24 protein-coding genes are annotated in these 23,542 nt (G+C 51.8%); 9 read left to right on the plus strand and 15 right to left on the minus strand.

The window, feature by feature from the left end; translation table 11 throughout:
• Positions 1 to 7 precede the first annotated feature (7 nt).
• The 5 genes from GTGU_RS13470 to GTGU_RS25775 all read left to right on the plus strand — a co-directional run bounded on the left by GTGU_RS13470 (position 8) and on the right by GTGU_RS25775 (position 2,947).
• The gene (locus GTGU_RS13470) at positions 8 to 634 is read left to right on the plus strand and encodes a DMSO/selenate family reductase complex B subunit (RefSeq protein WP_038157875.1); all 627 of its coding nucleotides are present in this window, start codon (positions 8 to 10) and stop codon (positions 632 to 634) included.
• Positions 627 to 1,403, plus strand: a complete 777-nt coding sequence (locus GTGU_RS13475; RefSeq protein WP_038157877.1) for a dimethyl sulfoxide reductase anchor subunit family protein — start codon at positions 627 to 629, stop codon at positions 1,401 to 1,403. Before GTGU_RS13470 ends, GTGU_RS13475 begins: the two co-directional genes overlap by 8 nt.
• A gap of 68 nt (positions 1,404 to 1,471) precedes the next feature.
• Positions 1,472 to 2,065 (plus strand): molecular chaperone TorD family protein, encoded by a 594-nt coding sequence (locus GTGU_RS13480; RefSeq protein WP_038157878.1) that lies wholly within the window; start codon positions 1,472 to 1,474, stop codon positions 2,063 to 2,065.
• A complete protein-coding gene (locus GTGU_RS24720; protein WP_072011984.1) occupies positions 2,065 to 2,610 on the plus strand; it encodes a 4Fe-4S dicluster domain-containing protein in 546 nt (181 codons plus the stop codon). Before GTGU_RS13480 ends, GTGU_RS24720 begins: the two co-directional genes overlap by 1 nt.
• 181 nt (positions 2,611 to 2,791) lie before the next feature.
• A complete protein-coding gene (locus GTGU_RS25775; protein WP_155483930.1) occupies positions 2,792 to 2,947 on the plus strand; it encodes a hypothetical protein in 156 nt (51 codons plus the stop codon).
• 219 nt (positions 2,948 to 3,166) lie between these two features.
• Here GTGU_RS25775 and GTGU_RS13490 read toward each other — a convergent pair whose 3' ends face one another.
• The 4 genes from GTGU_RS13490 to GTGU_RS13505 form a co-directional block, all read right to left on the minus strand.
• Positions 3,167 to 3,451, minus strand: coding sequence for a DUF5339 domain-containing protein (locus GTGU_RS13490; protein WP_038157880.1), 285 nt, complete (start codon positions 3,449 to 3,451; stop codon positions 3,167 to 3,169).
• Positions 3,452 to 3,730: 279 nt separating this feature from the next.
• Positions 3,731 to 4,954, minus strand: a complete 1,224-nt coding sequence (locus GTGU_RS13495) for an MFS transporter (protein ID WP_038157881.1) — start codon at positions 4,952 to 4,954, stop codon at positions 3,731 to 3,733.
• A gap of 12 nt (positions 4,955 to 4,966) precedes the next feature.
• Positions 4,967 to 6,091, minus strand: coding sequence for a mandelate racemase/muconate lactonizing enzyme family protein (locus tag GTGU_RS13500; RefSeq protein WP_038157883.1), 1,125 nt, complete (start codon positions 6,089 to 6,091; stop codon positions 4,967 to 4,969).
• A 16-nt stretch (positions 6,092 to 6,107) separates the two neighbouring features.
• Positions 6,108 to 7,127 carry a LacI family DNA-binding transcriptional regulator gene (locus tag GTGU_RS13505; protein WP_084222791.1) on the minus strand — a complete coding sequence of 340 codons (1,020 nt, stop codon included), beginning with the start codon at positions 7,125 to 7,127 and terminating at the stop codon, positions 6,108 to 6,110.
• Positions 7,128 to 7,570: 443 nt separating this feature from the next.
• Here GTGU_RS13505 and GTGU_RS13510 point away from each other — a divergent pair, with 443 nt between their 5' ends.
• Genes GTGU_RS13510 through GTGU_RS13520 form a run of 3 tightly spaced genes read left to right on the plus strand, consistent with a single transcriptional unit; the run spans position 7,571 to position 9,282 of the window.
• Positions 7,571 to 8,248, plus strand: a complete 678-nt coding sequence (locus tag GTGU_RS13510; protein WP_038158012.1) for a CsgG/HfaB family protein — start codon at positions 7,571 to 7,573, stop codon at positions 8,246 to 8,248.
• 12 nt (positions 8,249 to 8,260) lie between these two features.
• Positions 8,261 to 8,605 carry a DUF4810 domain-containing protein gene (locus GTGU_RS13515; RefSeq protein WP_038157886.1) on the plus strand — a complete coding sequence of 115 codons (345 nt, stop codon included), beginning with the start codon at positions 8,261 to 8,263 and terminating at the stop codon, positions 8,603 to 8,605.
• 11 nt (positions 8,606 to 8,616) lie between these two features.
• Complete coding sequence (locus GTGU_RS13520) at positions 8,617 to 9,282, plus strand: DUF799 domain-containing protein (RefSeq protein ID WP_038157888.1); 666 nt, start codon at positions 8,617 to 8,619, stop codon at positions 9,280 to 9,282.
• 38 nt (positions 9,283 to 9,320) lie between these two features.
• On the opposite strand, the gene GTGU_RS13525 is transcribed toward GTGU_RS13520, so the two are convergent.
• Both GTGU_RS13525 and GTGU_RS24005 read right to left on the minus strand, forming a co-directional pair.
• On the minus strand, positions 9,321 to 9,818 hold the full coding sequence (locus tag GTGU_RS13525) for a 2-thiouracil desulfurase family protein (RefSeq protein ID WP_038157890.1): 498 nt from the start codon (positions 9,816 to 9,818) through the stop codon (positions 9,321 to 9,323).
• Positions 9,819 to 9,831: 13 nt separating this feature from the next.
• Positions 9,832 to 10,419: a hypothetical protein gene (locus GTGU_RS24005; RefSeq protein WP_051857350.1), complete on the minus strand. Its 588-nt coding sequence runs from the start codon at positions 10,417 to 10,419 to the stop codon at positions 9,832 to 9,834.
• 234 nt (positions 10,420 to 10,653) lie between these two features.
• On the opposite strand from GTGU_RS24005, the gene GTGU_RS13535 reads away from it, so the two are divergent.
• A complete protein-coding gene (locus GTGU_RS13535) occupies positions 10,654 to 10,905 on the plus strand; it encodes a DUF4282 domain-containing protein (protein WP_038157891.1) in 252 nt (83 codons plus the stop codon).
• Between the two features lie 68 nt (positions 10,906 to 10,973).
• Here the strand turns inward: GTGU_RS13535 and fbpC are convergent, their stop codons facing one another.
• The 9 genes from fbpC to ascF all read right to left on the minus strand — a co-directional run bounded on the left by fbpC (position 10,974) and on the right by ascF (position 23,530).
• Entirely contained in the window at positions 10,974 to 12,020 is a 1,047-nt protein-coding gene (gene fbpC / locus GTGU_RS13540; RefSeq protein ID WP_038157893.1) for a ferric ABC transporter ATP-binding protein, read from the minus strand.
• A gap of 11 nt (positions 12,021 to 12,031) precedes the next feature.
• Positions 12,032 to 14,110: an ABC transporter permease gene (locus tag GTGU_RS13545; protein WP_038157894.1), complete on the minus strand. Its 2,079-nt coding sequence runs from the start codon at positions 14,108 to 14,110 to the stop codon at positions 12,032 to 12,034.
• Between the two features lie 70 nt (positions 14,111 to 14,180).
• Positions 14,181 to 15,212: an ABC transporter substrate-binding protein gene (locus GTGU_RS13550; protein WP_038157896.1), complete on the minus strand. Its 1,032-nt coding sequence runs from the start codon at positions 15,210 to 15,212 to the stop codon at positions 14,181 to 14,183.
• Positions 15,209 to 16,537, minus strand: coding sequence for an MFS transporter family glucose-6-phosphate receptor UhpC (gene uhpC, locus GTGU_RS13555; RefSeq protein WP_281172988.1), 1,329 nt, complete (start codon positions 16,535 to 16,537; stop codon positions 15,209 to 15,211). Before uhpC ends, GTGU_RS13550 begins: the two co-directional genes overlap by 4 nt.
• 60 nt (positions 16,538 to 16,597) lie before the next feature.
• A complete protein-coding gene (locus GTGU_RS13560) occupies positions 16,598 to 18,139 on the minus strand; it encodes an MASE1 domain-containing sensor histidine kinase (protein WP_038157906.1) in 1,542 nt (513 codons plus the stop codon).
• Entirely contained in the window at positions 18,139 to 18,768 is a 630-nt protein-coding gene (locus GTGU_RS13565) for a response regulator transcription factor (protein ID WP_038158017.1), read from the minus strand. Before GTGU_RS13565 ends, GTGU_RS13560 begins: the two co-directional genes overlap by 1 nt.
• Positions 18,769 to 18,936: 168 nt before the next feature.
• Positions 18,937 to 20,424, minus strand: coding sequence for a tryptophan halogenase family protein (locus GTGU_RS13570; RefSeq protein ID WP_038157907.1), 1,488 nt, complete (start codon positions 20,422 to 20,424; stop codon positions 18,937 to 18,939).
• 368 nt (positions 20,425 to 20,792) lie between these two features.
• Positions 20,793 to 21,911 carry a porin OmpC gene (gene ompC, locus GTGU_RS13575; RefSeq protein ID WP_038157908.1) on the minus strand — a complete coding sequence of 373 codons (1,119 nt, stop codon included), beginning with the start codon at positions 21,909 to 21,911 and terminating at the stop codon, positions 20,793 to 20,795.
• A 170-nt stretch (positions 21,912 to 22,081) separates the two neighbouring features.
• Complete coding sequence (gene ascF / locus GTGU_RS13580; protein WP_038157909.1) at positions 22,082 to 23,530, minus strand: PTS cellobiose/arbutin/salicin transporter subunit IIBC; 1,449 nt, start codon at positions 23,528 to 23,530, stop codon at positions 22,082 to 22,084.
• Positions 23,531 to 23,542: the final 12 nt, after the last annotated feature.

Consider the following 23,542-nt stretch of genomic DNA (forward strand, 5'->3'; position numbering starts at 1 on the left):
ATCTGATATGAAACAATATGGCTTTTACGTTGACTCCTCGCGCTGTTCAGGCTGCAAAACCTGCCAGGTCAGTTGTAAGGACAATAAAGATTTAGATGTGGGACCGAAACTGCGCCGCGTATATGAATACGGCGGTGGCGAGTGGGTAAAAGAAGGTGACAGCTGGCACAACGATACCTTCGCCTACTATCTCTCCATCGCCTGCAACCATTGCGATGAACCCACCTGTACCGCAGGTTGTCCGACAGGCGCGATGCACAAACGCGAAGAAGACGGTCTGGTGGTGGTGGACGACAGCATTTGCGTCGGCTGCCGCTACTGTGAAATGCGCTGTCCATACGGCGCGCCGCAGTTTGATGCGAAAGCGAAAGTGATGCGCAAATGCGACGGTTGTCTGGACCGGCTGGCGCAAAATCTGCGCCCGATCTGTGTCGATTCCTGCCCGCAACGCGCGCTGGATTTCGGGCCGATTGACGAGCTGCGTGCAAAATATGGCAGCGAAAACGAAATTGCACCGCTGCCGTCCGCTTCATTTACTCGCCCCAACCTGATCATTAAACCGCATCCCAAGGCGAAAGCCAGCGGTGATAAGGCAGGCGCTATTCAGAATCTGCAGGAGACTCGCCATGCATGAGTTACCTCTGGTATTTTTCACTGTCTTTACGCAGTGCGCCGTGGGCGCGTTTATTCTGTTGCTGATCGGTGGCGCGCTTAGACAGATCGAAGCGCGGCGCATGGCGATCGGACTGTTTGCGGCAATGTGCTTGTTTGGCCTCGGCGTGGTGATCGGCATTTTCCACGTCGGTCAACCTGCGCGAGCGCTGAACATGCTGTTCCGCGTGGGAGCGTCGCCAATGAGCAATGAAATCGCGCTCTCCGCCGTGTTCGGTGTGCTGGGTGGTCTCAGCGCGCTCGGGTTGCTGCTTAAGCGTGGTACGTCAACGCTGTTTGTTTCCCTCGCCTGGCTGGCGGCAGCGGTGGGCGTAGTCTTTGTGCTCGCGATCCCGCGTATTTATCAGTTGCCGACAGTTGCCACCTGGAGCTCACATTACACCACGACCATTATGGTGCTGACGCCGTTTATCGGCGGCGGCGCGCTGGCGGCGTTCTTTGGCGCGCGTCGCGTGGGACTGTGGGTGTCCATCATCGCGATTCTCGCCAGTTTCTGTTTGTTGCCTGGTTATTTGTCGACAATCACAAATGCAGACAGCGCGTTGGCATCAGCGCAAACAACGTGGTTCACTGTTCAGGGAGTCCTGTTAGCAGTGGGGTTGATCTGCGCAATGGCCTACGCACGACGCAATTCGGGACAGCCGGTACTGGCGACCGCCGTGCTGGTGATCGTCGCGGCGGAGCTGGCAGGTCGTGTCGCTTTTTATAACTTATGGACGTTACCGATGTAACCAACAGGCAGCCAGCGGATGACTGGCTGCTGTCTCCGTCTGGCCGGGTCACAACAGGAGTGAATGACATGTCAGCCCATGCAGTAATGACGCGAATCCTCGGTGCACTGTTTTACTATTCACCTGAGCGTAGCGAAACCCGGGAGCTGTTGCAGTGTCTCCCGACATTACCTTCCCTTTATTCGTGGCAAGATCCTGAGAGGATCACCGCGCTTTGCGAGGAGTGGCCACAACCTGACGAAGAGGCGTTGATCTGGCAATTTTCAACGCTTTTTGAAGGTCAGGGGGAAATGGTCGCCCCGCCATGGGGTTCCGTTTATCTGGAAAGAGATAACCTCCTGATGGGGGAATCCACGGCTATGTACCGCGCGTTTTTACAACGTCACGGCATTGCTTTTGATGGCAAAGACAATGAGCCTGAAGACCAGTTCGGTCTGATGCTGCTCGCCTGGAGCGCGCTGCTGGAGCGCGGAAACCCGAACGCTGCCGCCACCCTGCTGGAAGTGCATCTGCTGCCGTGGGCGCATCGCTATCTCGAGTTGCTCAAGCGCAATGAGATAAGCCCGTTCTATGCCCGTCTGGCCAGAGTCGCGACACTGTTTCTCAATGATGTTCAGCAGCGGAAAGCGCTGCGACCGGAGACCAGACGGCTATTTTTCTGATGAGTAAATCCGAACGCTATTATCAGGAGTACCTTTCTCATCGTCACGTCAGTCGGCGCGGGTTATTCCGCGCCGTCGTCAGCGCCGCCCGCCAGGTTGCGCCGGGAACGCCGTCGGCCTGTCCCGTTATCTCGTTGCCACCCGGTGCGCTGCCTGTTGCCGAATTCAATGCGCAATGCACTCAATGTCATCTCTGTATCGACGCCTGCCCGATGGGTATTCTGGAGAAGCACGAAAGCGGACTGCCGCAGCTCAATATTCAATATGCCAGCTGTGACGGCTGCAGACTTTGTATTGATGCCTGTGATGTCGGCGCATTGTTGCCGCAGACGCGATTTGATACTGGCCTGCGCCCGGTCTTCAATGCGAATTGCATCAACCCGGTTCGCCGCTGTAATCAGTGTGTGGACAGTTGTGCCTCACAGGCATGTACCATTGGCGAAACCTGGATGCCGGAACTGGACAACGAACGCTGTACTGGCTGTGGTGAATGTCTGGTTCAATGTAATTACGACGCCGTAACCCTTGTCCTCTCTGCCTTTTGAAAAACAACAGAATATTCCCCTGGACTTTCCTCAAATTGTCACTTGCCATGCAGAAAACTTCAGTTACAATACCCAACATGTAGTACCATTTGTGACGTAATGACGCTACATCTAGCATTTCCTTGTTAAACATGTGCTTATATCGCGCCTGCGCATATTTTCACATTGAGGAGGTACTGCCATGCGTACAGATGTCATTTCACACGGCAAGAACGATCAAATGATGCGGCTCGCATTAGAGCTAGTCAGTACTGAGCTGAAACGGAAAGTGACCATCCCAGCGCTGACCGGCTCAGAACTGAAACAGTTGATGATGTGGCTTAAAGCGCTCAAGTAATACCGGTGCTTTAGAAGCCTTTGTTGTGGGAGTCACCAGACTCCAACGCCCTTGTCACCCCGCAATATTCGTGGTTCCATACCCGTCCGATTTATTCTCAGAATTTATTACATTAATAAATTGCCCGCTAATTTATGGAACGCAGAAATTAAAAAAGAGAGCCATGACAGCTCTCTTTACTTTTAGCGCTGGGGTATTTTCCCCATTCCCTGTCTTGTCTTATTTTGCCGCTTTCAGCTGAGCAGTCACCTGCTCCATTGCATCCAGTGCGGGTTTACAGGCTTGCTCCTGAGATTCAGCCGGAAGTGCGGTAATTTGTGTTTTACTTTGCTCAAACTGCGTTTTCAACGTATCAACTTGAGCTTTCGCTTCCGGATGCGCTTTCGCCATTTCAATAAAGTTTTCAACGGAGTCAAAGTACTTCTGGCAAGTCGGACTCACATCAGCAGCATAAGAGGCTGACGCAGCAGAAACTAACAACACTGCTAACAATGCTTTCTTCATAATTCCCTCAGAGATAAATGTAGTGAGTCAGAACACGTCATCCTGACAATTAAAATTCTATTTATAGCGACCTGTTATTTCCTTGTCGCATGTCACATTCCACATGAATATAAGAAAGCCAAAACAAAACTGTTATTTTAGGAATTTAGATCAATATTATTATTTAATTAGATAATCAAAGCGGCACTTTTGGTGAAATAAGATAAATAATCCTATCGTATTTCCTTTTCTGATTTTTCTTTTCATCTTTTTTCTTATTGCCGCTCTGCGTTCCGGTGATTATGCGGTGACAGGACGCCCCGCGATGATTCGGCTGTAGGTGTAAACGCTAAGTCCGCCGAGGATAGCGACAACGCCAAGCACCGTAAAACCAGGCACATACGAACCGCTCCAGGATTGCAGATACTGTACCACAAACCCGGCTGTCGTTCCCCCGAGACCAGCCCCCACGCCGTTAATCACCCCGGCGGCTGGGCCTACCGCTGATTTCTTCACGCTGGACGTAATAATTGACCAGATGTTGGTGGTGTAGCAGCTGGTAAACCAGGCGATGGCTAAGGTAATCAGCGCCAGTTTACCGAACGGGCTGTCAATGAACGGCAGTGCGATTAAAAACAACCCCGCCGAGCCAAGTCCACAGGCGGCGATAAGCCCGCGTTTTTGCGTTTTATCGCTGTACCACGATACCGGGATCGCCAGCAGAATTGCCAGGAAATACGGTAACGCGCTCGCCGCGCCTTGTGAAAATCCGCTGAACCCCAGTGACAGCACAGCCATCGGGATGAACAGCGTGATCCCCCAGAACAGCATGCCGTTCGCAAAGTAGCTGAACACCAGTAACAGGAACGGCGCACCGCCAAGATCGCTGAAGCTGATTTTGCCGCCAGCAGGTTCCGGGTCAGCCGCCGGCTCATCCGGTGCAGAGGCTTTGTCCGGGCTATTTTTCAGGAACGCGAGGAACATTGGTACCACAATAAAGACACCCATGCCGCCAGTAATGTAGAACACCCATTTCCAGCCGAGGTGATCGAAGATCGGTGTCAGGATGATGAAACCCAGACTCAACGCCAGGAACTGACCGTAAAACTGGATCAGGTTGGTACCACGGGTAATTTCGTCTTTATTAAACCAGGCTCTGGCGAAACGGAACTGTTGCGGCCAGTAAATGCCTTCGGCAATACCCAGAATGATGCGGAACGCAATCAGCAGCGCCGCCGAGGTGATCCACGCCGTCATGATCTGTACGACTGACCACAGGAACACCATGGTGACGATGGTGATTTTGGGATTCAGGCGGTTAGCGAGGAAGCCGCCAAAGAAGTTCGCCAGCGCGTAGCCAATCAGAAAACCGGTCAGCGCCAGGCTTTTTGTTGCTGCGCCATCAATGCCAAGCTCTTTCTCCATGCCGGGCAGCGCGATTGAGAGGTTTGAACGATCAAGATAGGCAACAAACAGCCCCACCATCAGCGTGACGCCAATTCTGAACCATTTCGATGTAAACATTTTCTCTACCTTTTATTTCAGCGCGTAATGGTCAAGCATGTCAGGATCAACCTCAATGCCCAGTCCGGGTTTATGCGGCACCGTCATCACCGGACCGATAGCCAGATCCGTTAATTTGTCGCGAAAGATATTGGGGGCGCGGTCAAGCTCCAGCCGCGCCGGCTCTTTCGCCATCCGCGGTACCGCCGTCGGGAGTGACGCCATTACATGCAGCGTGGCCGCCAGCGAAATACCTGATCCCCACTGATGCGGATAACACTCAACGCCCCAGGCGGTAGAAAGCGCGGCAATGTTGAGGATTTCGCTGATCCCCCCGCAGGCCGCGACATCCGGCTGGGCGATATCCACGCAGTCGGCTTCGAGGAAACGGCGGAATCCAAAGCGAGTGAACTCCGATTCCCCGGCCGCGAGCTTCATCGGGAATTGCTGCTTAAGCTGGTGATAGGCCGCCGTGTCGTCCGGCAGAATGGGCTCTTCAAACCAGCTAATATCGTACTGCGCAATCGCCTGGGCAAATTTCAGCGCTTCGTGGGTGGTGTAGGCGCGATTAGCATCCACGGCAAGCGTGGCGTCAGGGCCTATCAGTTCACGCACGCGTGCCACGCGCTTAATATCTTCCGCCAGCGTCAGGGCGCCGACTTTCATTTTGAAATGTTGATAGCCTTCATCCAGCCCGTTTTTAGCGTCGATGTCGATTTGCCGGAAATCATCCGTCGGCGAGTAATAAAAACTGGAAGCATAAGCGGTAATTGGTGTTTCGAGGTCAGCCCCCAGCAATTCGGCAATCGGTTTACCGGTAGCTTTGCCAAAAATATCCCACAGTGCGATATCAATACCTGACAGGGCGGTAATGGCGATCCCTTTTCTGCCAAATTCTCGCGTCCGGTTGTACATCTCCTCCCAAATCACCCGGCGCTGTAACGGATTTTTGCCTTTCAACAGTGGTGCAAACAGCTCGTTAATTAATGCGGCGTTCGCCTGTGCCGGGCCAAAACATTCGCCCCATCCGGTGATACCTTCATCAGTTTCCACTTCAACGATGCAAATTGCCCGTTTATTCCAGAACCATTGCGACATGCCAAATTTCTCTGGCAGCTCGTCGGTGATAACCCTGGTATTGATGGATTTAATTTTCATAATATCCTCTCATCCGTCAGGCGGTTTCCCTGACAATCAGTGAAAATGGCAAGAGAATGATCTGGGTTTCATTGCTCTCGTTTGCTTTTCTGAGCGTGGTTATTATTTTTTTCGCTGCAGTACAGCCAATGTCATAAGTGGGTTGTGCCACGACAGTCAGCGGGTTTTTGAGGATCTCCGACCATTCGGTTTCATCAAAACCGATTAAGGAAAAATCCTCTGGGATCCGCTTATTGAGCGCTTTCGCCGCCTGCACCACATACAGCGACAGCAGCCCATTCCCTGTAATGATGGTGTGGTTTTGTGAGGAACTGGCAATTAATGTTTCCAGCGTTTTTGTCACGTGTTCGCGATCAACCACCGCGAGTTTGATACATTCAAAGGAAATATGCGAAAAAGCGCTTAACGCGGCAAAGCGCTCAAACGTGTCGACTCTTTCAATACGTGGTGAAACATTCCCTGGTGCTGGCGTTAAGTAACTGACACGCTGGCAATTCGTTTTCAACAGATGTTCAAGCGCAAGTTTAACGCCCTGGGCGTTATCCGCCGCGACACTGCTGATGTTGCTGTTTTTAATCTTTCTGCCGATCAATACAACCGGGTGTTCTAAGGAAATCCCCTTCACAAACAGATCGTTTTCACCCGTGGTGTTGAGAATAAACCCATCGACACCGCGGTTAACCATCTCTTCAATATAATTACGTTCTCTGGCGCCGGAGTTTTTCGCGTCACAAATAAAAATTTTATACCCTTCCTGCGAGCAATATTCTTCAATACCCCGCAAGACATCCATCGAGTACGGGTTAAAAATATCCGCCATAATAACGGCGATAGTTTTACTTTCCTGGCTACGTAAGGACCTGGCAATATTATTTGGTTGATAGCCAATACTTTCAATCGTACTGGCAATCTTCTGGCGGGTACTTTCGCTCATCGACTGATATTTGCCGTTCAGAAAGCGGGAAATCGTCGCTGTCGATACACCAACCATGTTCGCAACATCTTTAATTAGCAGCTTCTTTTTCATGATTTTCATTTTAGGTAATCGATTACCTAAATATACAGCGCGACGGAAAAGCGTCTGTGATTTTGATCGCAGATCGGCAATGGTGAGGATGAAGCCGGGTAAAGAGCGACAGGCTTGATGAGGACGAAAGGCATAAACATTTCTCGCATTTAATTTAAGGTTATTTACAAAAAGCGTGTTTTATCTTATGGTTATGCTTCACTTTTCTACGATTTTTGGCTGAAGGATAAGACACAGGCGCTCCGCCCGGATCAGTACACGGAATTGTTCGCTGCGAGTACTCTCGCTTGCCCCCTCTCTCCGATCGTGCATTCTTTCCCTGGAAGCGCAGTGTTTTTGTTTTACGTTTTTCCATAATGAATTTGATGACACCATTTCCCGGTGGGAAATGTGGTGCGTCTTATAAAGGATGGCGTATTGCCTGTTCATTCCTTAAAGGAAATTAAACAATGATGCTCCGCAAAATAATCTTAAGCTCACTGTGCCTTAGCGCTTTATTTCTCACTGGCTGTGCGAAAGAATCTTCACGTTCTGTGGAAGTCGCGAAAGTCGCAACGTATCAGACCGCCTGGCAGGGTCCACGCAGCCCAATATCCGTTGGTAAATTCGATAACCGTTCAAACTATATGAATGGAATATTCTCTGATGGCATCGACCGCTTAGGTAATCAGTCAAAAACTATTTTGATCACCCATTTGCAGCAAACCGGTCGTTTTAATGTGCTGGATCGCATGAACATGGAAGAGATCAAAGCGGAAGCGGACATTAGTGGTAAGAGCCAGCAATTAAAAGGCGCGACCTTTGTGATCACCGGCGACGTGACGGAATTCGGTCGTAAAGAGACCGGAGACAGAGCGCTGTTTGGCATTCTTGGTCGTGGCAAATCACAAGTGGCTTATGCCAAAGTCGCCCTGAATGTGGTTAACGTCAAAACGTCCGAAGTGGTTTTTTCTTCACAGGGTGCGGGTGAATACGAACTGTCTAATCGTGAAATTCTTGGCTTCGGCGGAACCGCCAGTTATGACTCCACGCTGAACGGCAAAGTCCTGGATCTTGCCATTCGTGAAGCCGTAAACAATCTGGTTGCTGGCATCGAAAATGGTAGCTGGAATCCGTCAAATACAAATTAAAAGGAAATAATGATGGCTTACTTAAATAAAATTGTAGCAGGTGCAACAGTATTACTGCTTGCAGGTTGTGCAAATCATACACCGCAAAAGCTGTATACGTGGGATGGTTATGAGGACTCGGTCTATCACTATTACACCAATGAAAGCAGCGCACAGGAACAAATCGCCTCATTACAGAAGTTGATTGAAATGTCCCGTTCAAGCAACAAGCCTGTTCCCCCTGGCGTTCATGCCCAACTTGGAATGCTCTACAGTAACACCGGCAACGCAGACATGGCGATGGCCGAATTTAATGCAGAAAAAACGCAGTACCCGGAATCGGCTTCTTATATTAATTTCCTGACAGCAAAAAAATAAGAGACAAAAAAATGAAAGGATTATTCGCATTCTTCACCCTTGCGTTTGCCCTGATATTAACGGGTTGTACCACCAGTCATAAGCAACCGACGGACTATTCCGCATTCAAAGAAAGCAAGCCGCGCAGCATCCTGGTTCTCCCGCCGAGAAATCAGTCGCCGGAAGTCAACGCCAGCCATAGTTTCCTGAGTAGCGTCACCATGCCACTGGCTGAGTCCGGTTATTATGTGTTCCCGGTCGCCGTCGTTGAAGAGACGTTCAAACAAAATGGCGCGACCAATCCGGACGATATCAGCGCTATCCCATTGAAAAAACTGCACGATATTTTTGGCGCCGATGCGGTGATGTACATCACCATCACGGATTATGGTACTTCCTATCAGGTTTTGAATAGCGATACGCGTGTCACGGCAACGGCACGTTTAGTGGATTTGCGTTCAGGTAAGGAATTGTGGACAGGCGGCGCGACGGCCTCCACCAATGAAGGTCAGAGTAATAACAATGGCGGGTTGCTGGGCATGTTGTTGACGGCGGCAGTGACGCAGATTGCCAACTCCGCAACAGAGAAAGCACATGACATTGCCCAGGTCACCAGCGTGCGTATGTTTAGCGCCGGGGCAGATGGTGCTTTGTTATATGGCCCACGCTCGCCGAAATATGGGCAGACCGCACTCTAATCATTATTTCCGGGCCGTCTGGTTTCTGACGGCCTTATTCACACCTGCTCAACCTCAACAAGCCGTTGCGCCAGCGCGGCAATCTGATGTTCCGCAAAAACCTCAATACCATGCTGACGCAGCAATGCGACCGCGACGCCTTCACCCGCGATCGTTTTGCCCTGAAAGGTGCCATCGTAGATACGGCTGCTGCCACAGGTGGGGCTGCCATCAGTCATGATGGCGAAACGGCAATGGTTTTCCTGGGCCGTTTTCAGCGCCAGCCAGGCCGCCAGAAGATAATGAGGGGTGACATCACTGCCATCCGTCTCGCGAATTTTCGCCAGGCCAGTAAAAGCGTCTGCTCCCTGCCCGTCTGTCAGCTCAGCGGGCAGCCGCGGCGTTTCCAGCCCGGCGGCGAGTTCCGGACAGTGAACGATCAGCCTTCCCTCTTGCTGCCAGCGCGCGAGCAACGCTGAACGCACCGGTTTGTCGCTCTGGTTATAGCGCACCGGAAATCCCATCAGACAGGCACTTATCAGTATTTTCTCTTTCAACCCGTCGTTTTCCTTATACTTTGCCGGTCACTAAACGCACCGGCTCGCCAAGCTCTTTCGCAAAGGCGGCGAGGAAATTTTCACTGAAGCGGGCATTGATATTCCAGAACTGAAAACTCAAATTACTGAATCCCCAGACAGGATCAGATCTGAACGCCGGAAGGGGTGACGGTTGCTGGCACGCGGGGCAGATGACGTTCTCATCCCCTTCGGCATTCCACCAGGTCTCAATGAGATCGTAATACTGTTCGCCGATGTCCTGCCCACAAGCCGGGCATACAGCAGAGGTTATCCCGCCCTGCCCGCTGTGATGCACGACTTTTAGCTCATCAGCGACATCAATGGCCAGATAACCGTAGACCTGTTGATCACAGTGGTCAGCGACCCAGCTGAAAAGCGGCAAATCCTCTGGCAAAATAATCTCTGCCGCATTTTTAGTGAGCCGGTATCCCAGCTCCCGGGTCAGAATACAGCCCGGAAGCGGGTTTCCCACCCACGCTTTTTCCCGCAACCAGGAAAGCATCTTTTTGCCCAGCGCATGCGCTTCTTCTTCCGGGATCATCACGCGTTCAGGGACAATGATGGTGAAACTATCGCTCATAGTCACTCCGTTCTGCCTGCTTGAATTCAGGATCGCATCCTGTCGAAAGAAATATTCTTATTTTTACTCATTATGCCATTGCCATTCTGGCAAAAATGCCAAAATAACCCCATAAAAAGCGATGTTAGCCTGGCCGGTACCAAACAGTCACATATATTTACATTCTGAAAAACCTATTTTATAGTTCGAATGCTGCGCTGTACTGGCACATCTCTTTTTTCTAAGGATAAGAAAATGAAACAAATTCTGGGTTTTGATTACCTGTTGACGCCGAAACTGATGGTATTTTTATACTGGCTATTTATGGTTCTGATCGTGGTGAGCGGCGTTTTCGCTATGATTGGCGGTGAACTGCTTCGCGGGATCGTTGCCATTATCTTTGGCCTGATCGGTTGCCGGGTAATGTTCGAACTGATCATGATCGCATTTAAAAATAATGAATATCTGCGTCGTATCGCGGAAAATTCTGATAAAGCGGCTCAATAAGAATATCGATCATCGCAGAGAGTTAACTGCGGAATAAAAAAATATTGCCGGGCTGACCCGGCAATTTATTATGCAACGTCGGTCAGCACAAACATCCCATACGGGTGGATTTCCAGATAATACTGTTCGCCAACATCGGGTTGAAGACGCGTAGCGTTAACCTGCAATAAAATATCCTGATCGTGCCATTTCACCGTCACCTCATACTGCGGCCCCATGTAGGCCACGTGCTGTATTACGCAGCGCTGACTCTCCTCGCCACGATCACTTAAGGTGATGGCCTCAGGGCGTACTCCAACAGTCCCCGTTCCTTCAACGGTAAAATGTGCCGGGCGCGGCAGCCGGTAACCGAAGACATCAACATATGCCTGGCTGAACGTGGCCGGGAAGAGGTTGGCGTCACCCATAAAACTCGCCATAAAGCGCGACGCAGGCTGGCGATAGAGATCCTGCGGGGAGCCTATCTGCATGATATGTCCCTTGTTCATCACCAGTACGGTGTCAGACACCGCAAAGGCTTCGCTCTGATCATGGGTAACGTACAGTGAGGTGATATCAAACTGCTTTTGCAGCTCGCGGATCTTGTCGCGCATGCTGCGCCTGAGATTGGCGTCCAGGTTACTTAACGGCTCATCAAATAGCAGCACTTTCGGTTTGAGGATCAGTGCCCGCGCCAGCGCTACGCGCTGCTGCTGACCGCCGGAGATCTGATCGACATAGCGGTCTTCGAATCCATCCAGATCCACCATCGCCAGCGCCTCTTTCACGCGGTTTTTAACATCGCTGCGTGACACGCCGAGCATCTTCAGGCCATAACCGACGTTTTCCCCCAGCGACATATGCGGGAACAGGGCGTAAGACTGAAAGACCATACAGATATCGCGCTGCTGAATAGATCGATGCGTAACATCTTCTCCATCAATGAAAATCTGCCCTTCGCTTGGTTTTTCCAGCCCGGCCACCAGACGTAAAATGGTCGTCTTTCCGCAACCCGACGGGCCGAGCAGCGTCACCATTTGCCCCTGCGGGATGGTGAGATTGATGTTGTCGATAACCGTGTTGTTGCCAAATCGTTTGGTGACGTTGCGCAATTCAACGAAATTTTTCTGACTCATAGTGCGCTCCATTACGCCTGGTTTTTGGCCTTTGAGCGGGAGATACGTGCTTCCCCGATCAGCCAGTCAAAGATGAAAATAATCGCCAGCATCACCACGATCAGAATCGAGCCATAGGCAATCGCCACCCCGTATTCGCCGTCTTCCACGCGGTTCAGAATGTAGGCTGTGGCGACGCGGGTATCCGGCGTCACCAGGAATACGATGGCGCTGACAGTGGTAATGGCGCGCACAAAGCTGTAGATCAGCGCCGACAGGATCGCCGGTCGCAGCAACGGCAGCAGAATGTGCGTGATGGTACGCAGTGAACCGGCACGCAGGCTGAGCGAGGCCTCATCCAGTGATTTATCAATCTGGCCTAGCCCGGCGATCCCGGCGCGGATCCCCACCGGCACGTTACGCATGACCATGGAGATAATCACAATCGCCGCCGTTCCGGTGAGATACACCGGCGCGCTGTTAAACGCGAGAATATAGGAGACGCCTGCCACAGTACCTGGTACGGCGAAGCACAACATGGTGGTAAATTCGATGGTCTTTTTGCCTCTGAATTGCTGGCGCACCACGACCCAGGCGATCAACAGGCCGAAGGCAGCGGTGATCGGCGCGGCAATCCCGGCATACAGCAGGGTATCAAGCAGTGAAGGCCATGCACCGTCGCTCATCCCCTGGCCAAACAGTTTGATGAAGTTATCCAGCGTCAGGGTGTAGTCCACGCCCCAGTTGACGGTAAAGCTACCGTAGAAAATGCTGCCGTAAAGCAAGGCGTTAAAGGCTATCCACACCACCAGAATGGCAATCACGCTCCATACCAGCGTCACCGGCAACGGCTGGACATCGCCACGATACGATTTGCCGGACACCGTGACGTAAGAGCGTTTGCCTATCCACATATACTGAATGCAGAACACCATCAGCGAGAACAGCAGCAGAAACGCGCCGAGGGTACTGGCCGCCTGATAATCGAGCTGCGAACCGGTAATGTAGAAGTAGATTTGCGTCGCCAGGACGTCAAAGTTACCGCCGAGCACCAGAGGGTTACTGAAATCGGCCAGCGATTGCACGATGACAATTAAAAACGCATTCGCCAGCGCAGGTTTCAGCAGCGGCACAAACACGCCGTTAAAGGTCTGCCAGCGGCTGGCGCGCAGCGTGTAGGACGCCTCTTCCAGCGACGGATGAATGGTTTTGATAGCGCCGTCGAGGATCATAAACGCCATGGGGGTGAAGGCCAGGACCTGCGCCAGCCAGATCCCCGTAAAGCCATACAACCAGTTGGTGTTAGTCAGCCCGAACCACTCCACCAGAAACTCGGTGACGTAACCGGAACGGCCCATCATCAGCGTAACGCCTAATCCCACCACAAACGGCGGCGTGACAATCGGCAGAATCGAGAAGATGCGTCCGATAATGGCGCTGCGCCGGGCGATGCGGGTGGTATAAATCGCCAGTACCAGACCAAAGAAGGTACATCCGACCCCCACTGCTATCGACAGTGCGATGGAGTTAAGGATGACCTGAATAATATGCGCCTGCGACAGCACCGTCATAAATGCCAGCGGCGCGAACTCACCGGCGTCGTTGGTGAACATCGGGATGAAAATGGCGATGCTCGGCCAGACGATAAAGATACCAATCAACGCCACAATCGTGACCAGCGAACCAATGACAAAGCGGTCACCGCCCAGCCACTCGAGACGGGTCAACGCCAGCGTCATAATCGCGCCCAGCGAGACAAACAGCACTATCGTGGCATAGCCTAAACCACGGCTTTCAACGGTTGCGCTGATGACGATAAACGCCATGCACAAAAACGCCCAGCCTGCGTCGAAATAGTGTCGGCTACGCTGTTCCCGTCTGGCTTCCTGCCAGGGGCGAATCAGCAACACCGCTGGCAGCAGGTACCACAGCCAACTGATGCTGAACTGCGACCAGCCGTACGCCTCGACAATCTCGTCCCTCGTCGATTCCAGCAGGCCATAATCAAGGCTCCAGCTCGGCAGCAGGGCGAATGCCAGCCAGCTCAGTAAAACCCACAGGAAGATCGCATCCCGTTTTTTCGCGGGATGAAGTGCAAGTGTGTGTGACATAGCGGTTCCGGTGTCGTAGGCCGGGTAAGGCGTTTACGCCTCCACCCGGCAAATGAACGCAAATGTGGGCTTATTTACCCATTTTCACATCACTGACCCACTTATTGATCAGTGCCTTACGGACATCGGTAGAGCCGTATTTATCCATGTCATAATTGATGAGCTTCAGGCCATCGAGCTTCAGCGAGTTCGGTGAGGTTTCTGCGGTGGTGTTAGTCAGGATCTGATAGGACTTACCTTTCTTCCAGGCCAGTTCCTGCGCCTCTTTCGACAGAACCCAGTCCACGAACAATTTGGCATTGTCGAGGTTACGCGCCCCTTTCAGAATACTGACGCCGCCAATTTCATAACCGGTGCCTTCGCACGGGGAAATCAGCTCCAGTGGTGCGCCCTGCTCTTTTTCCAGCGAGTAATCATGCAGGAAACCGATGCCGATGGCCGTTTCGCCACGCGCGGCGTTGCGCGCTGGTGCAATACCGGATTTGGTGTACTGGGAGACGTTGGCGTTCAGCTGTTTCAGGTAATCAAAAGCCTGATCTTCTCCCCATAACTGGGCGAAGGTCGCCAGTGCCGTGTATGCCGTACCAGAGCTTTGCGGATCAGCAATCTGGATTTCACCTTTATATTCCGGTTTCGTCAGATCCTTCCAGCAGGTCGGGACGGGCAGATTTTTCTCTTTCAGGCGCTGAGTGTTGACGCCGAAGCCGAGAATGCCGACATACACCGCGGACGAGTAGTTGCCTTTAAGCTTCGCCGGATCGCGGAATTTCTCCATTATCTGCTCGAGATTAGGGGATTTGTACGGTTGCAACAGGCCCATCTCACCGGCCTGAGACTGCGGATCGAGTGTGCCGCCATACCAGACATCCGCCTGCGGGTTTTTCTTTTCGGCATCGACTTTCGCCAGCGTGCTGCCGGAGCCGTTACGGATAAACGACGTTTTCACGTCATATTTATCGCCGAAGGCTTTCGTTTCAGCTTCACACATTTCGTTGGTGGCACTGCAATACACCACCAGACGACCTTTTGCCTGCGCCGCGCCGCTCAGGGTAGCCAGCGCAATGCCGGACGCAATCAGGGTAGTAACCAGTGTTTTTTTCATTGTTTTATCCTTTGACCAGGAGAGGTAGTAATGCCCGCCATCAATAGCGGCATCAGCAATAAACCCATGAGTACTGCAGCGACCGAGAGCAAACTAAACATCCCCGACCAGCCGCTACGTTCAATGACCAGCGACAGAGGCCAACCCGCCAGCGCTGCCCCCAGGTAGGCGAACAGGCCGAGAAAACCGGTGATTGAACCCGCTGCCGCTTTGTGCCCGCATTCGACAGCAGCAAGGCCAATCAACATTTGCGGACCAAAGACAAAGAAGCCCACCGTAAAGAAACAGACTGTCAATAACGGGTAATGATGAACCGGCGCCAGCCACAGCGCGGCGACAGAGACCATCAATCCCAGCGTGAACAGCAAAATCATCGGCGCCCGCTGACCGCTGAACAGCAGATCCGATCCCCATCCGGCAAACAGCGCGCCGAACAAACCGCCAACTTCAAACAGCATCACTGTCGAGTTGGCGCTTATCAGATTGACGCCATGGCTTTCCGTCAGCCAGATATTGCCCCAGTCGTTGAGTGCAATACGGATCACATACACCAGTACATAAGAGACACCCAGCAACCAGATCATCGGGTTCTTCAGTATCGTGGCGCGTAACATCTGCCACGATCCCATAAGCGGACTTTGCTGCTCCTGCCTCAGCTCCAGCGGATCATTACGCCAGGTGCCGACGGTCGGTAACCCCTCTTCCGCCGGTGTGCCGGTAAGTTGCAGCGTTAACCAGACGCCCAATGCCATGCTGATAATTCCCGGCGCCAGCATCGCCGCCTGCCAGCCCCACCAGTGGGCGGCAAAGGCGCTAATCAGTGGTATGAACGCACCACCGATGTTGATCGACATATTCCAGCATCCCCACCAGAAGCCGCGCTCATTGCGTGAGTACCAGTGGGTGAGCAACCGGGCGCACGGTGGCCATCCCCAGCCCTGAAAAAAACCGTTCAGCGTCCAGACTGTCAGCAGCAGAGTCAGTGACTCGCCAAAGGCGAACACCACGTTCAACAGGCCAGTGGCGAACAGACCCGCGCCCATAAACCAGCGCTGGCCGTGACTGTCATGCCACAACCCGGCGGAAAATTTCGACAGGCCATAGGACAGATAAAACAGTGATCCCATCAAACCGATATCGCCTTTATCCAGTCCCAAATCCGTTTGCAGTGCCGGGAGCACGTAATTCACGCTTTTACGCGTCAGGTAAAACGCGGCATAACCGATGACCATGCACATCAGCAGGCGCGGGCGTAGCGCCCGGTAGCGTTGATTAACTTCTGTGGCTGAGAGTGCGTACATAGCCGTCTCCGTTTTGCTGACTATAAGAAACTGAAACCGAAAGGAGATGAGAGAAAGTCCAGAGCAACTAAGACTTTTTCCTGGTTAGTAGCGGGTTTGCTGTAAATTTGTGGGCAGGTTAACAGTTACCCGCGTGCCGCTCTGCGATTCGAGCGTTAATTCACCGCCGAGGGCGCTGATCCGCTCGCGCATTCCCTGGATACCGAATCCGGTAATTTTGCCCGGGCTAATCCCCACTCCGTTGTCTTTCACTTCCAGATGCAAAAAATCTCCCTGCTGGCGCAGTACAATGGCAACTTCGCTGGCGTCGGCGTGTTTGCAGATGTTATTGAGCAATTCCTGTAAGAGTCGGTAGAGGGTAAAACGGACCGTTTCGCTTTCAGGTGTGATAGTCAGCAGGTAATCAAACTGGCAATGAATGCCGCGTTCGTCAAAGGCGAACTCTTTCAGCAAATGATGCAGCGCTTCTTTAAATGACAGCTCATCAAGGGCGGGTGGACGCAACTGGCGTAACAACTGACGGGTGGAGTGGTGAATGCGGCGGGCAAGATCGTTGATCTGGCCGGCGGCGGCCTGAACTTGCGCAGGATCGTGCGCTCGTTTGACTAACTGCGACTGGATTTGGATCGCGGTGATATTCTGACCGATTTCGTCATGCAGCTCACGCGCCAGGTTTTTACGCGAGTCCTCTTCGGTGTGGATCAGCTTTTCAGTCAACGCCCGCCGCGCTGCCAGTTCCGCCTCCAGCCGCCGTCGGTAGTGATGCAGGTTTTGCGCCAGATGCTGCTGACGACTGATAGCGATCCCCAGACCGATGCCGAGCAGTGCCTGGACGGCGAGGAAGATTTCCAGCTCAACCAGATTACTGAATCCCCCGCCCACCTGACGGGCGATGGTGATCATCATGCTGCCCAGCAGACCAGACAGCACACCGCCCTGCCAGCCAAATTTCCACGCCATCACCACGTTAGGCAGGAACACCACAATTAGTAGCAGGCGTTCAATTTCCGGAGATAAGACCATCTGGGTGCCGATGCCAATAACAAAGAACAGACTGCACCAGATGATTAACGATGTCCGCAACGGCGGATTGCTGGTATCCAGCCCCAGCAGATGATAGCGATGCTGCTGACGCAGGAATTCGAAAACCAGATAGACGAACGGGGTCAATAGCACGCCACCGGTAAATGACGCCAGACCGAGCAACATCGCCGGGCTGTTCACCAACGGCGAAAGCAACGCCGTATTTAGTAACGACGTGGCGGTGATAATCGCCAGTAATAGCGTCAGGCGCTGCCAGTAAAGCGGAAAACGGTGCCAGAAGTGTTGCGCCACGCTGGCCGGGATCAGGCTGATCAATGGCGCGGCCAGCAGGATATAACCACTCAACAGCTGTTCACTGTGCAACCAGAACAGCATAAGGACTGGCGGCAGAACCAGCGCAGGCCAGTAGCGGCGAGAAAGAAGGATCAACAACGCAAGATAGACACCGTGTGGGAGGAACAGCGCCGCCTGCTGGCCGTTACGGGTCAGATAAAAGCCGAGCGTCCATAACATCAGCCAGCCAGGCCCCCAGGCCAGCGCAATAAAGAGTGAGATCACCCAGTGGCGAAGGCTTCGCGACATTAATGCCCCGCCAGCAACTGGTGATTGAGGGCAAAATGCACCAGATCGATAGTGCTGTGGCATTGCAGCTTACCCAGAACATTGGCGCGATGCACATGCACTGTTTTGTGGCTGAGATCGAGCTTAAAGGCGATCTCTTTTACGCTGTCCCCTTTGACCAGTAATTCAAACACTTCACGTTCGCGTGGGGTGAGGACTTCCAGAACCTGTGCGGGCTGTTCCCCACCGCGCAATGCCCGCAGGGCGTCAGCACACAGATAATGGCCGCCCATGCCGACAGAGCGTACCGCCTGTACTAACTCTTCCGGTCCGCAACGTTTGGTCAGATAACCGCTGGCACCGGCATCCAGCGCGCTCTGGACAAAGGTTGGCGTGTCGTAAATGCTGAGAATAATGGCGCGAAACTGGGGTTTTTGTGCGCGCAGACGTTTCAACAGGCTCAGGCCATTTTCGTCCGGCATTGCGATGTCCAGCACCGCAACGTTAACATCACTGCGCAGCAAAGCAGGCCAGGCCTCCGCCGCGCTGCTGTACTGGCCTGCGACGTCGATATCATCTTCGAGGCTAAGCAATTGCGCAAAGCCGGAACGTACCACTACATGGTCATCGACCAGCACCACACGAATCATGTTCATCTTCTCTGACGGATTAATGCTTCTATGATGCCTGCCATCGCTGCGCTGGCAACCGGTCAGTCGTATTTATGGAATGAATGTAACAAAACGGTAATAGCGGAAAAATGATGAGGTTTTTGCAGAAAAAAGTCGCTGCAACCTTCGTCACAGCGACTTTCCCTTTTACTGGTTCAGTGAATTAAGGAAATCCACTACCGCTTGTTTCTTCTCTGGTGCGATAGCCATCAGATCGTTAACCACTGCACCTGGCGGGATCAGACCCAGACCTGCAGCGACGAACATCCAGTTCACCACGTGGAACATGCCGCGGCGACCGTAGAGCATGTAGCTTTCAATGTCGAGCAAACGTGGCGCACGAACCTGCATACACTCTTTAAAGGCGCGATAGTTTTCGGTGAGCGGCGTTTTAGCGACGTCCTGCCAGAATGCGGTATCGCGACGCGGGCAGTCATAGTGCATGCGCAGGAAATCCAGGATCTCCATCCATGACGCAAAGTTAGACTCGTTAAACTCGCGAATCGCGTTATCAGACACCACACCCTGACTGGTGACCAGCACGCGAGTGAAATTACGCACCACTTCAATCATCTGGCCGATCGACGTCGCTTCCAGTGGCTCAACGAAACCGGATGCCAGACCGACGGTCAGGACGTTACCCACCCAGACCTGACGGTAGCAGCCCGGCTCGAACTTGATCACGTTCTGCTGCGGCGTTACCTCATAGCCCAGATAGTCTTTAATCTCCTGCAACGCATCGTCGTCAGAAATGTGTTTGCTACTATAAACGTAGCCCGCCCCTACCCTGTCGATCAGCGGGATCTGCCACATCCAGCCAGATTTCATCGCGATGGCGCGGCTCACCAGATACGGATTCTTCAGCGGATGCGGCATATAGAACGGTAACGCGCGATCCAAAAGCAGATGTTCTTTAAACGAGAACCACTCGCTGGGCACCGCTTTACCGATGACTTTGCGTGCCAGGCCGGTCGCATCCACCAGGAAATCCAGCTCGATCTTCTCTTGTTCCTGAGTGATTAATGCTGTGACATGGCCTTTCTCATTCGTCTCGACATGATCAACAATCACATCCTGATGAATGATGTTGCGCGACAACGCCACCTTTTTGAGGTATTTGGCGATTTTGTAACTGTCAAAATGGAAGGAGTTAATAATATCTACAGCCTGGTTATTCAGCGCGTTTCTTGCTTCTTCCTGACTGGCATTATTAACAATCAGATCGAATCCTTTCAGATACGAGGTCAGCGGAATACCTTTATTAATCATTGCAGAGAATAACGGATAATGTCCCATTTCTTCCCATTTTGACGCCGACCCACTGGCTGAGGCGAAAGGATGGTAATATTTATCGTCTCTTTCACCGGTACGCCAGCCTTCGTAGCAGAAACCCCATTTGAAGGTCGCGTTGGTTTCTCGTACAAACTCATTGAAATCAATATCTACGGAATGCAATGCCGCCTGGAAATTCAGCAGGCCACCTTCCCCGACGCCAACAATCCCTATTTCTGTGGACTCCACGACCCGGATTTCCACGTTAGCGCTGAATAACTTACGCAATGATAGCGCGGTATACCAACCTGCCGTCCCGCCGCCAAGAACAACCACACGCTTGATACCCTTTAAACTCAGCATAACTCCTCCATGACTAAAACAGTCGAATCAACTTATATCTCATTCTATTTCTGAGTATATGATATTTCGCTCAGAGTGACGTCGACTATAACTTATCACCTGGAGAAATGTTAAAATGTGAGCAGCGGTATTAAGACAATTCAGCGCGAATAAGCCTAAGTAATTACCCTGCCGCAGGGCACTGTATCATTTTGATTTATTTGGGTTTTGTTTTTATTTTGAAAGTGTAAAATTAACTTACTTAGAAGAAAAAAGGAAAAGACCAAAATAATTAAGGAAAAATAAGTAAATGCTAAGTAAAAGCAACCCATCTCAATATCTCCGCGCATCAGCATCATGGCGAAAATATTGAGTGGGTTTACTGATTATCAGAACACGTACTTCATGCTGACTGCCGCTACGTTGCCTGTCATGATATTGGCGTTTTTGGTGAAAGTACTGTCATCCAGCATATTGATTTTATAGTCCAGATACGCCTGCATATTTTTGTTGAAGTTATAGGTAAAACCTAAGTCAATAAACTTAACCAGATCCTGACTATCATAAGTATTGCCCTGGCGATCGGTACCTAAGTCTTTACCACGTGTCTGGTTATAGGCGATGAATGGTACCAGGCCAAATTCAAACGCGTAGCCAGCATACAGTTCAACCGCCTCGGAGGTGTTAGCAAACCCGTAGGCGGTAGCACCCGGAGAGCCGAATTTTGCTGCGTTGTACGCCTGGGTATACATCGCCGCCAGGTAAAGTTTACTGTTGTCGTATTTAATCGCTGCGGTATAGCCTTCCGCATTACTGCCATCGCCCATGATGCCCGGGGCTGCATTTTGTTCATCAGTACGATTAGAATTAAAGAAAGCGCCGGCGATGCTGATACCCGCGTCAAATTCATAGTTTAAAGAGGCGCCAAAACCATCACCGTTCTGGGTTAATACATTACGGGTTCCCGCTTCCGCCGCGCCGCTGTCGTTTTTGCCCTGATACTGTAAAGCGAATTTCAGGCCATCAACCAGACCGAAGAAATCGGTGTTACGGTAAGTGGCAATGCCATTACCGCGCTTGAACATAAACTGATCTGAGCCGTAGGTTGAGGCATCGAATTCCGGCTGCATATCAGTATATGCGGCAGCGTCGTACAAAATGCCCGTATTACGGCCATAATCAATGGAGTTATATTGCGCAAAGCGCAGTCCGGCAAATGCGTAACGGGTAAAGGCGGTGTTGGTATTCTCAGCCTGGTTACCCTGCACCTGATATTCCCAGCGACCAAAACCAACCAGCTCATCAGAAACTTGCGTCTGACCTTTAAAGCCAAAGCGCATAAAAGTTTTGTCGCCGTTAGAGCCTTTATCGTCAGAAAAATAGTGCAGCCCATTGATAAAACCGTATAAATCTAATTTATTACCATCTTTATTATAAATTTCCGCCGCATGAGAGGTTGCAGAGAATAAAATCACAGGAATTAAAAGTGTAAGAGCACGGGTTTTCATTTAAATATCCTTTAGCAAAATTCATATTAATGATTATTAAAGACGCTCACTGCCATACCTATTTCAGCGATATAAGACATGCGGAATGACAGGCACAAGGTAATGACCTTACGCGCAGGCATTTCTTCTTATATCAACCGAAATATTTATTACTACAACGACCTGTTACATTACGAGGCGCTCTGTTGAGTTTGTACCGTCTGGACTGGCTCTGCTGTTTGACGTTGTTCTTCTTCAACGGGAATATCTTCAAATCCCAGCATCAGCGTCAATATAAAAGAGAGCACGACGGAAAGCGCCATCACACCCCCGACCCACACAATGGACATCGGATTAGCCGGGTCGAAGAACTGCACGCTGGTGAAAAGCCCCGGTGCCGCCATCGAATGGCTGGCAAGCCCGGCGATGCCAGCGACCGCGCCACAAATAAAGCCACTGATAAGACTGGCGATAAGCGGACGCTTCAGACGTAACGCCACACCATACAACGCAGGCTCGGATATCCCCGCCATGATGGCCGATGCGGCGGCAGCCAGCGCTGTCTGGCGCAGCTCCGGATTTTTCGTGCGCCATGCCACCGCCAGCGATGAGCCGCCAAGCGACAGGTTTGCGCCGATTTCAGAAGGCATGACCATCCCTTCTTTACCGGTTTCAGCAATGGTCTGAATAATGGTTGGCGTAAAGACCCGGTGCATCCCGGTCATTACCAGTAACGGCCAGATTGCGCCCATAATGGCGACGGCCAGCCAGCCCAGATAGTTGTGGATGGTATACACCAGCGCGGAAACAGAGCTACCTATCCAGATGCCAATTGGCCCAATTAACAGGATCGCCAGTGGCGCGGCAATCAGCACAATCAGCATCGGCTTAAGGAAGTTTTTCGTCACAGCAGGGGTAATATTGTCTACCCATCGCTCGATATAGGACAAACACCATGTCATCACCAGGGCCGGAATTACGGTGTAGGTATATTTCACTGCCGTCAGTGGAATAAATGTGAATGCCATGTGCTCGCCCTGCGCGGCTTTCGCCATCAGGTCGATAAACGCGGGATGCACCAGTACACCCGCAATGGCGATCGCCAGCGACATATTGGTTTTAAATTTCAGTGCAGCGGAAGCCGCTACCATGAGTGGCAGGAAGAAAAACGCACCATCGCCAATCACGGTCAGGATAATTAATGTCGGCGCGTTTTTCGGTAATACGCCGCTCATTTCCAGCACCATGGCTAACAGCTTAACCATTGAGCCGCCGATAATAGCCGGAATCAGCGGTGACATAGTGCCAATAAGCGCATCGAGAATACCGGCACCAATGCGTCTGAAGGTTATTTTTCTTTTCCCGGTCTCCTGTGTAACGCCTGCTATTTCCGGTAACAGCTTCACGACTTCGGCATAAGCCTGTGAAACCGTATTGCCAATAATCACCTGACACTGATTCTCATTTTTCACCACGCCCATGACGCCGCTGATGTTTTTCAGTGCGGCAGTATCCACCCCGCTTTCATCGCGAACTACAAAACGTAAACGCGTCATACAATGTGTCACCGCCGCAATGTTGTCGCGGCCTCCGAGGGCACCGAGGATCTTTTGTGCTGCTTCGGCGTAATTTTTTGCCATTCGTTATTGCTC

The sequence above is a fragment of the Trabulsiella guamensis ATCC 49490 genome (assembly GCF_000734965.1).
Taxonomy (GTDB): Bacteria; Pseudomonadota; Gammaproteobacteria; order Enterobacterales; family Enterobacteriaceae; genus Trabulsiella; species Trabulsiella guamensis.

Excerpts from the sequence above, each read along its gene's own strand:
- GTGU_RS13470 (WP_038157875.1), top strand. The coding sequence starts at position 8 with ATGAAACAATATGGCTTTTACGTTGACTCCTCGCGCTGTTCAGGCTGC.
- GTGU_RS13475 (WP_038157877.1), top strand. The coding sequence starts at position 627 with ATGCATGAGTTACCTCTGGTATTTTTCACTGTCTTTACGCAGTGCGCC.
- GTGU_RS13480 (WP_038157878.1), top strand. The coding sequence starts at position 1,472 with ATGTCAGCCCATGCAGTAATGACGCGAATCCTCGGTGCACTGTTTTAC.
- GTGU_RS24720 (WP_072011984.1), top strand. The coding sequence starts at position 2,065 with ATGAGTAAATCCGAACGCTATTATCAGGAGTACCTTTCTCATCGTCAC.
- GTGU_RS25775 (WP_155483930.1), top strand. The coding sequence starts at position 2,792 with ATGCGTACAGATGTCATTTCACACGGCAAGAACGATCAAATGATGCGG.
- GTGU_RS13490 (WP_038157880.1), bottom strand. The coding sequence starts at position 3,451 with ATGAAGAAAGCATTGTTAGCAGTGTTGTTAGTTTCTGCTGCGTCAGCC.
- GTGU_RS13495 (WP_038157881.1), bottom strand. The coding sequence starts at position 4,954 with ATGTTTACATCGAAATGGTTCAGAATTGGCGTCACGCTGATGGTGGGG.
- GTGU_RS13500 (WP_038157883.1), bottom strand. The coding sequence starts at position 6,091 with ATGAAAATTAAATCCATCAATACCAGGGTTATCACCGACGAGCTGCCA.
- GTGU_RS13505 (WP_084222791.1), bottom strand. The coding sequence starts at position 7,127 with ATGAAAATCATGAAAAAGAAGCTGCTAATTAAAGATGTTGCGAACATG.
- GTGU_RS13510 (WP_038158012.1), top strand. The coding sequence starts at position 7,571 with ATGCTCCGCAAAATAATCTTAAGCTCACTGTGCCTTAGCGCTTTATTT.
- GTGU_RS13515 (WP_038157886.1), top strand. The coding sequence starts at position 8,261 with ATGGCTTACTTAAATAAAATTGTAGCAGGTGCAACAGTATTACTGCTT.
- GTGU_RS13520 (WP_038157888.1), top strand. The coding sequence starts at position 8,617 with ATGAAAGGATTATTCGCATTCTTCACCCTTGCGTTTGCCCTGATATTA.
- GTGU_RS24005 (WP_051857350.1), bottom strand. The coding sequence starts at position 10,419 with ATGAGCGATAGTTTCACCATCATTGTCCCTGAACGCGTGATGATCCCG.
- GTGU_RS13535 (WP_038157891.1), top strand. The coding sequence starts at position 10,654 with ATGAAACAAATTCTGGGTTTTGATTACCTGTTGACGCCGAAACTGATG.
- fbpC (WP_038157893.1), bottom strand. The coding sequence starts at position 12,020 with ATGAGTCAGAAAAATTTCGTTGAATTGCGCAACGTCACCAAACGATTT.
- GTGU_RS13545 (WP_038157894.1), bottom strand. The coding sequence starts at position 14,110 with ATGTCACACACACTTGCACTTCATCCCGCGAAAAAACGGGATGCGATC.
- GTGU_RS13550 (WP_038157896.1), bottom strand. The coding sequence starts at position 15,212 with ATGAAAAAAACACTGGTTACTACCCTGATTGCGTCCGGCATTGCGCTG.
- GTGU_RS13560 (WP_038157906.1), bottom strand. The coding sequence starts at position 18,139 with ATGTCGCGAAGCCTTCGCCACTGGGTGATCTCACTCTTTATTGCGCTG.
- GTGU_RS13565 (WP_038158017.1), bottom strand. The coding sequence starts at position 18,768 with ATGATTCGTGTGGTGCTGGTCGATGACCATGTAGTGGTACGTTCCGGC.
- GTGU_RS13570 (WP_038157907.1), bottom strand. The coding sequence starts at position 20,424 with ATGCTGAGTTTAAAGGGTATCAAGCGTGTGGTTGTTCTTGGCGGCGGG.
- ompC (WP_038157908.1), bottom strand. The coding sequence starts at position 21,911 with ATGAAAACCCGTGCTCTTACACTTTTAATTCCTGTGATTTTATTCTCT.
- ascF (WP_038157909.1), bottom strand. The coding sequence starts at position 23,530 with ATGGCAAAAAATTACGCCGAAGCAGCACAAAAGATCCTCGGTGCCCTC.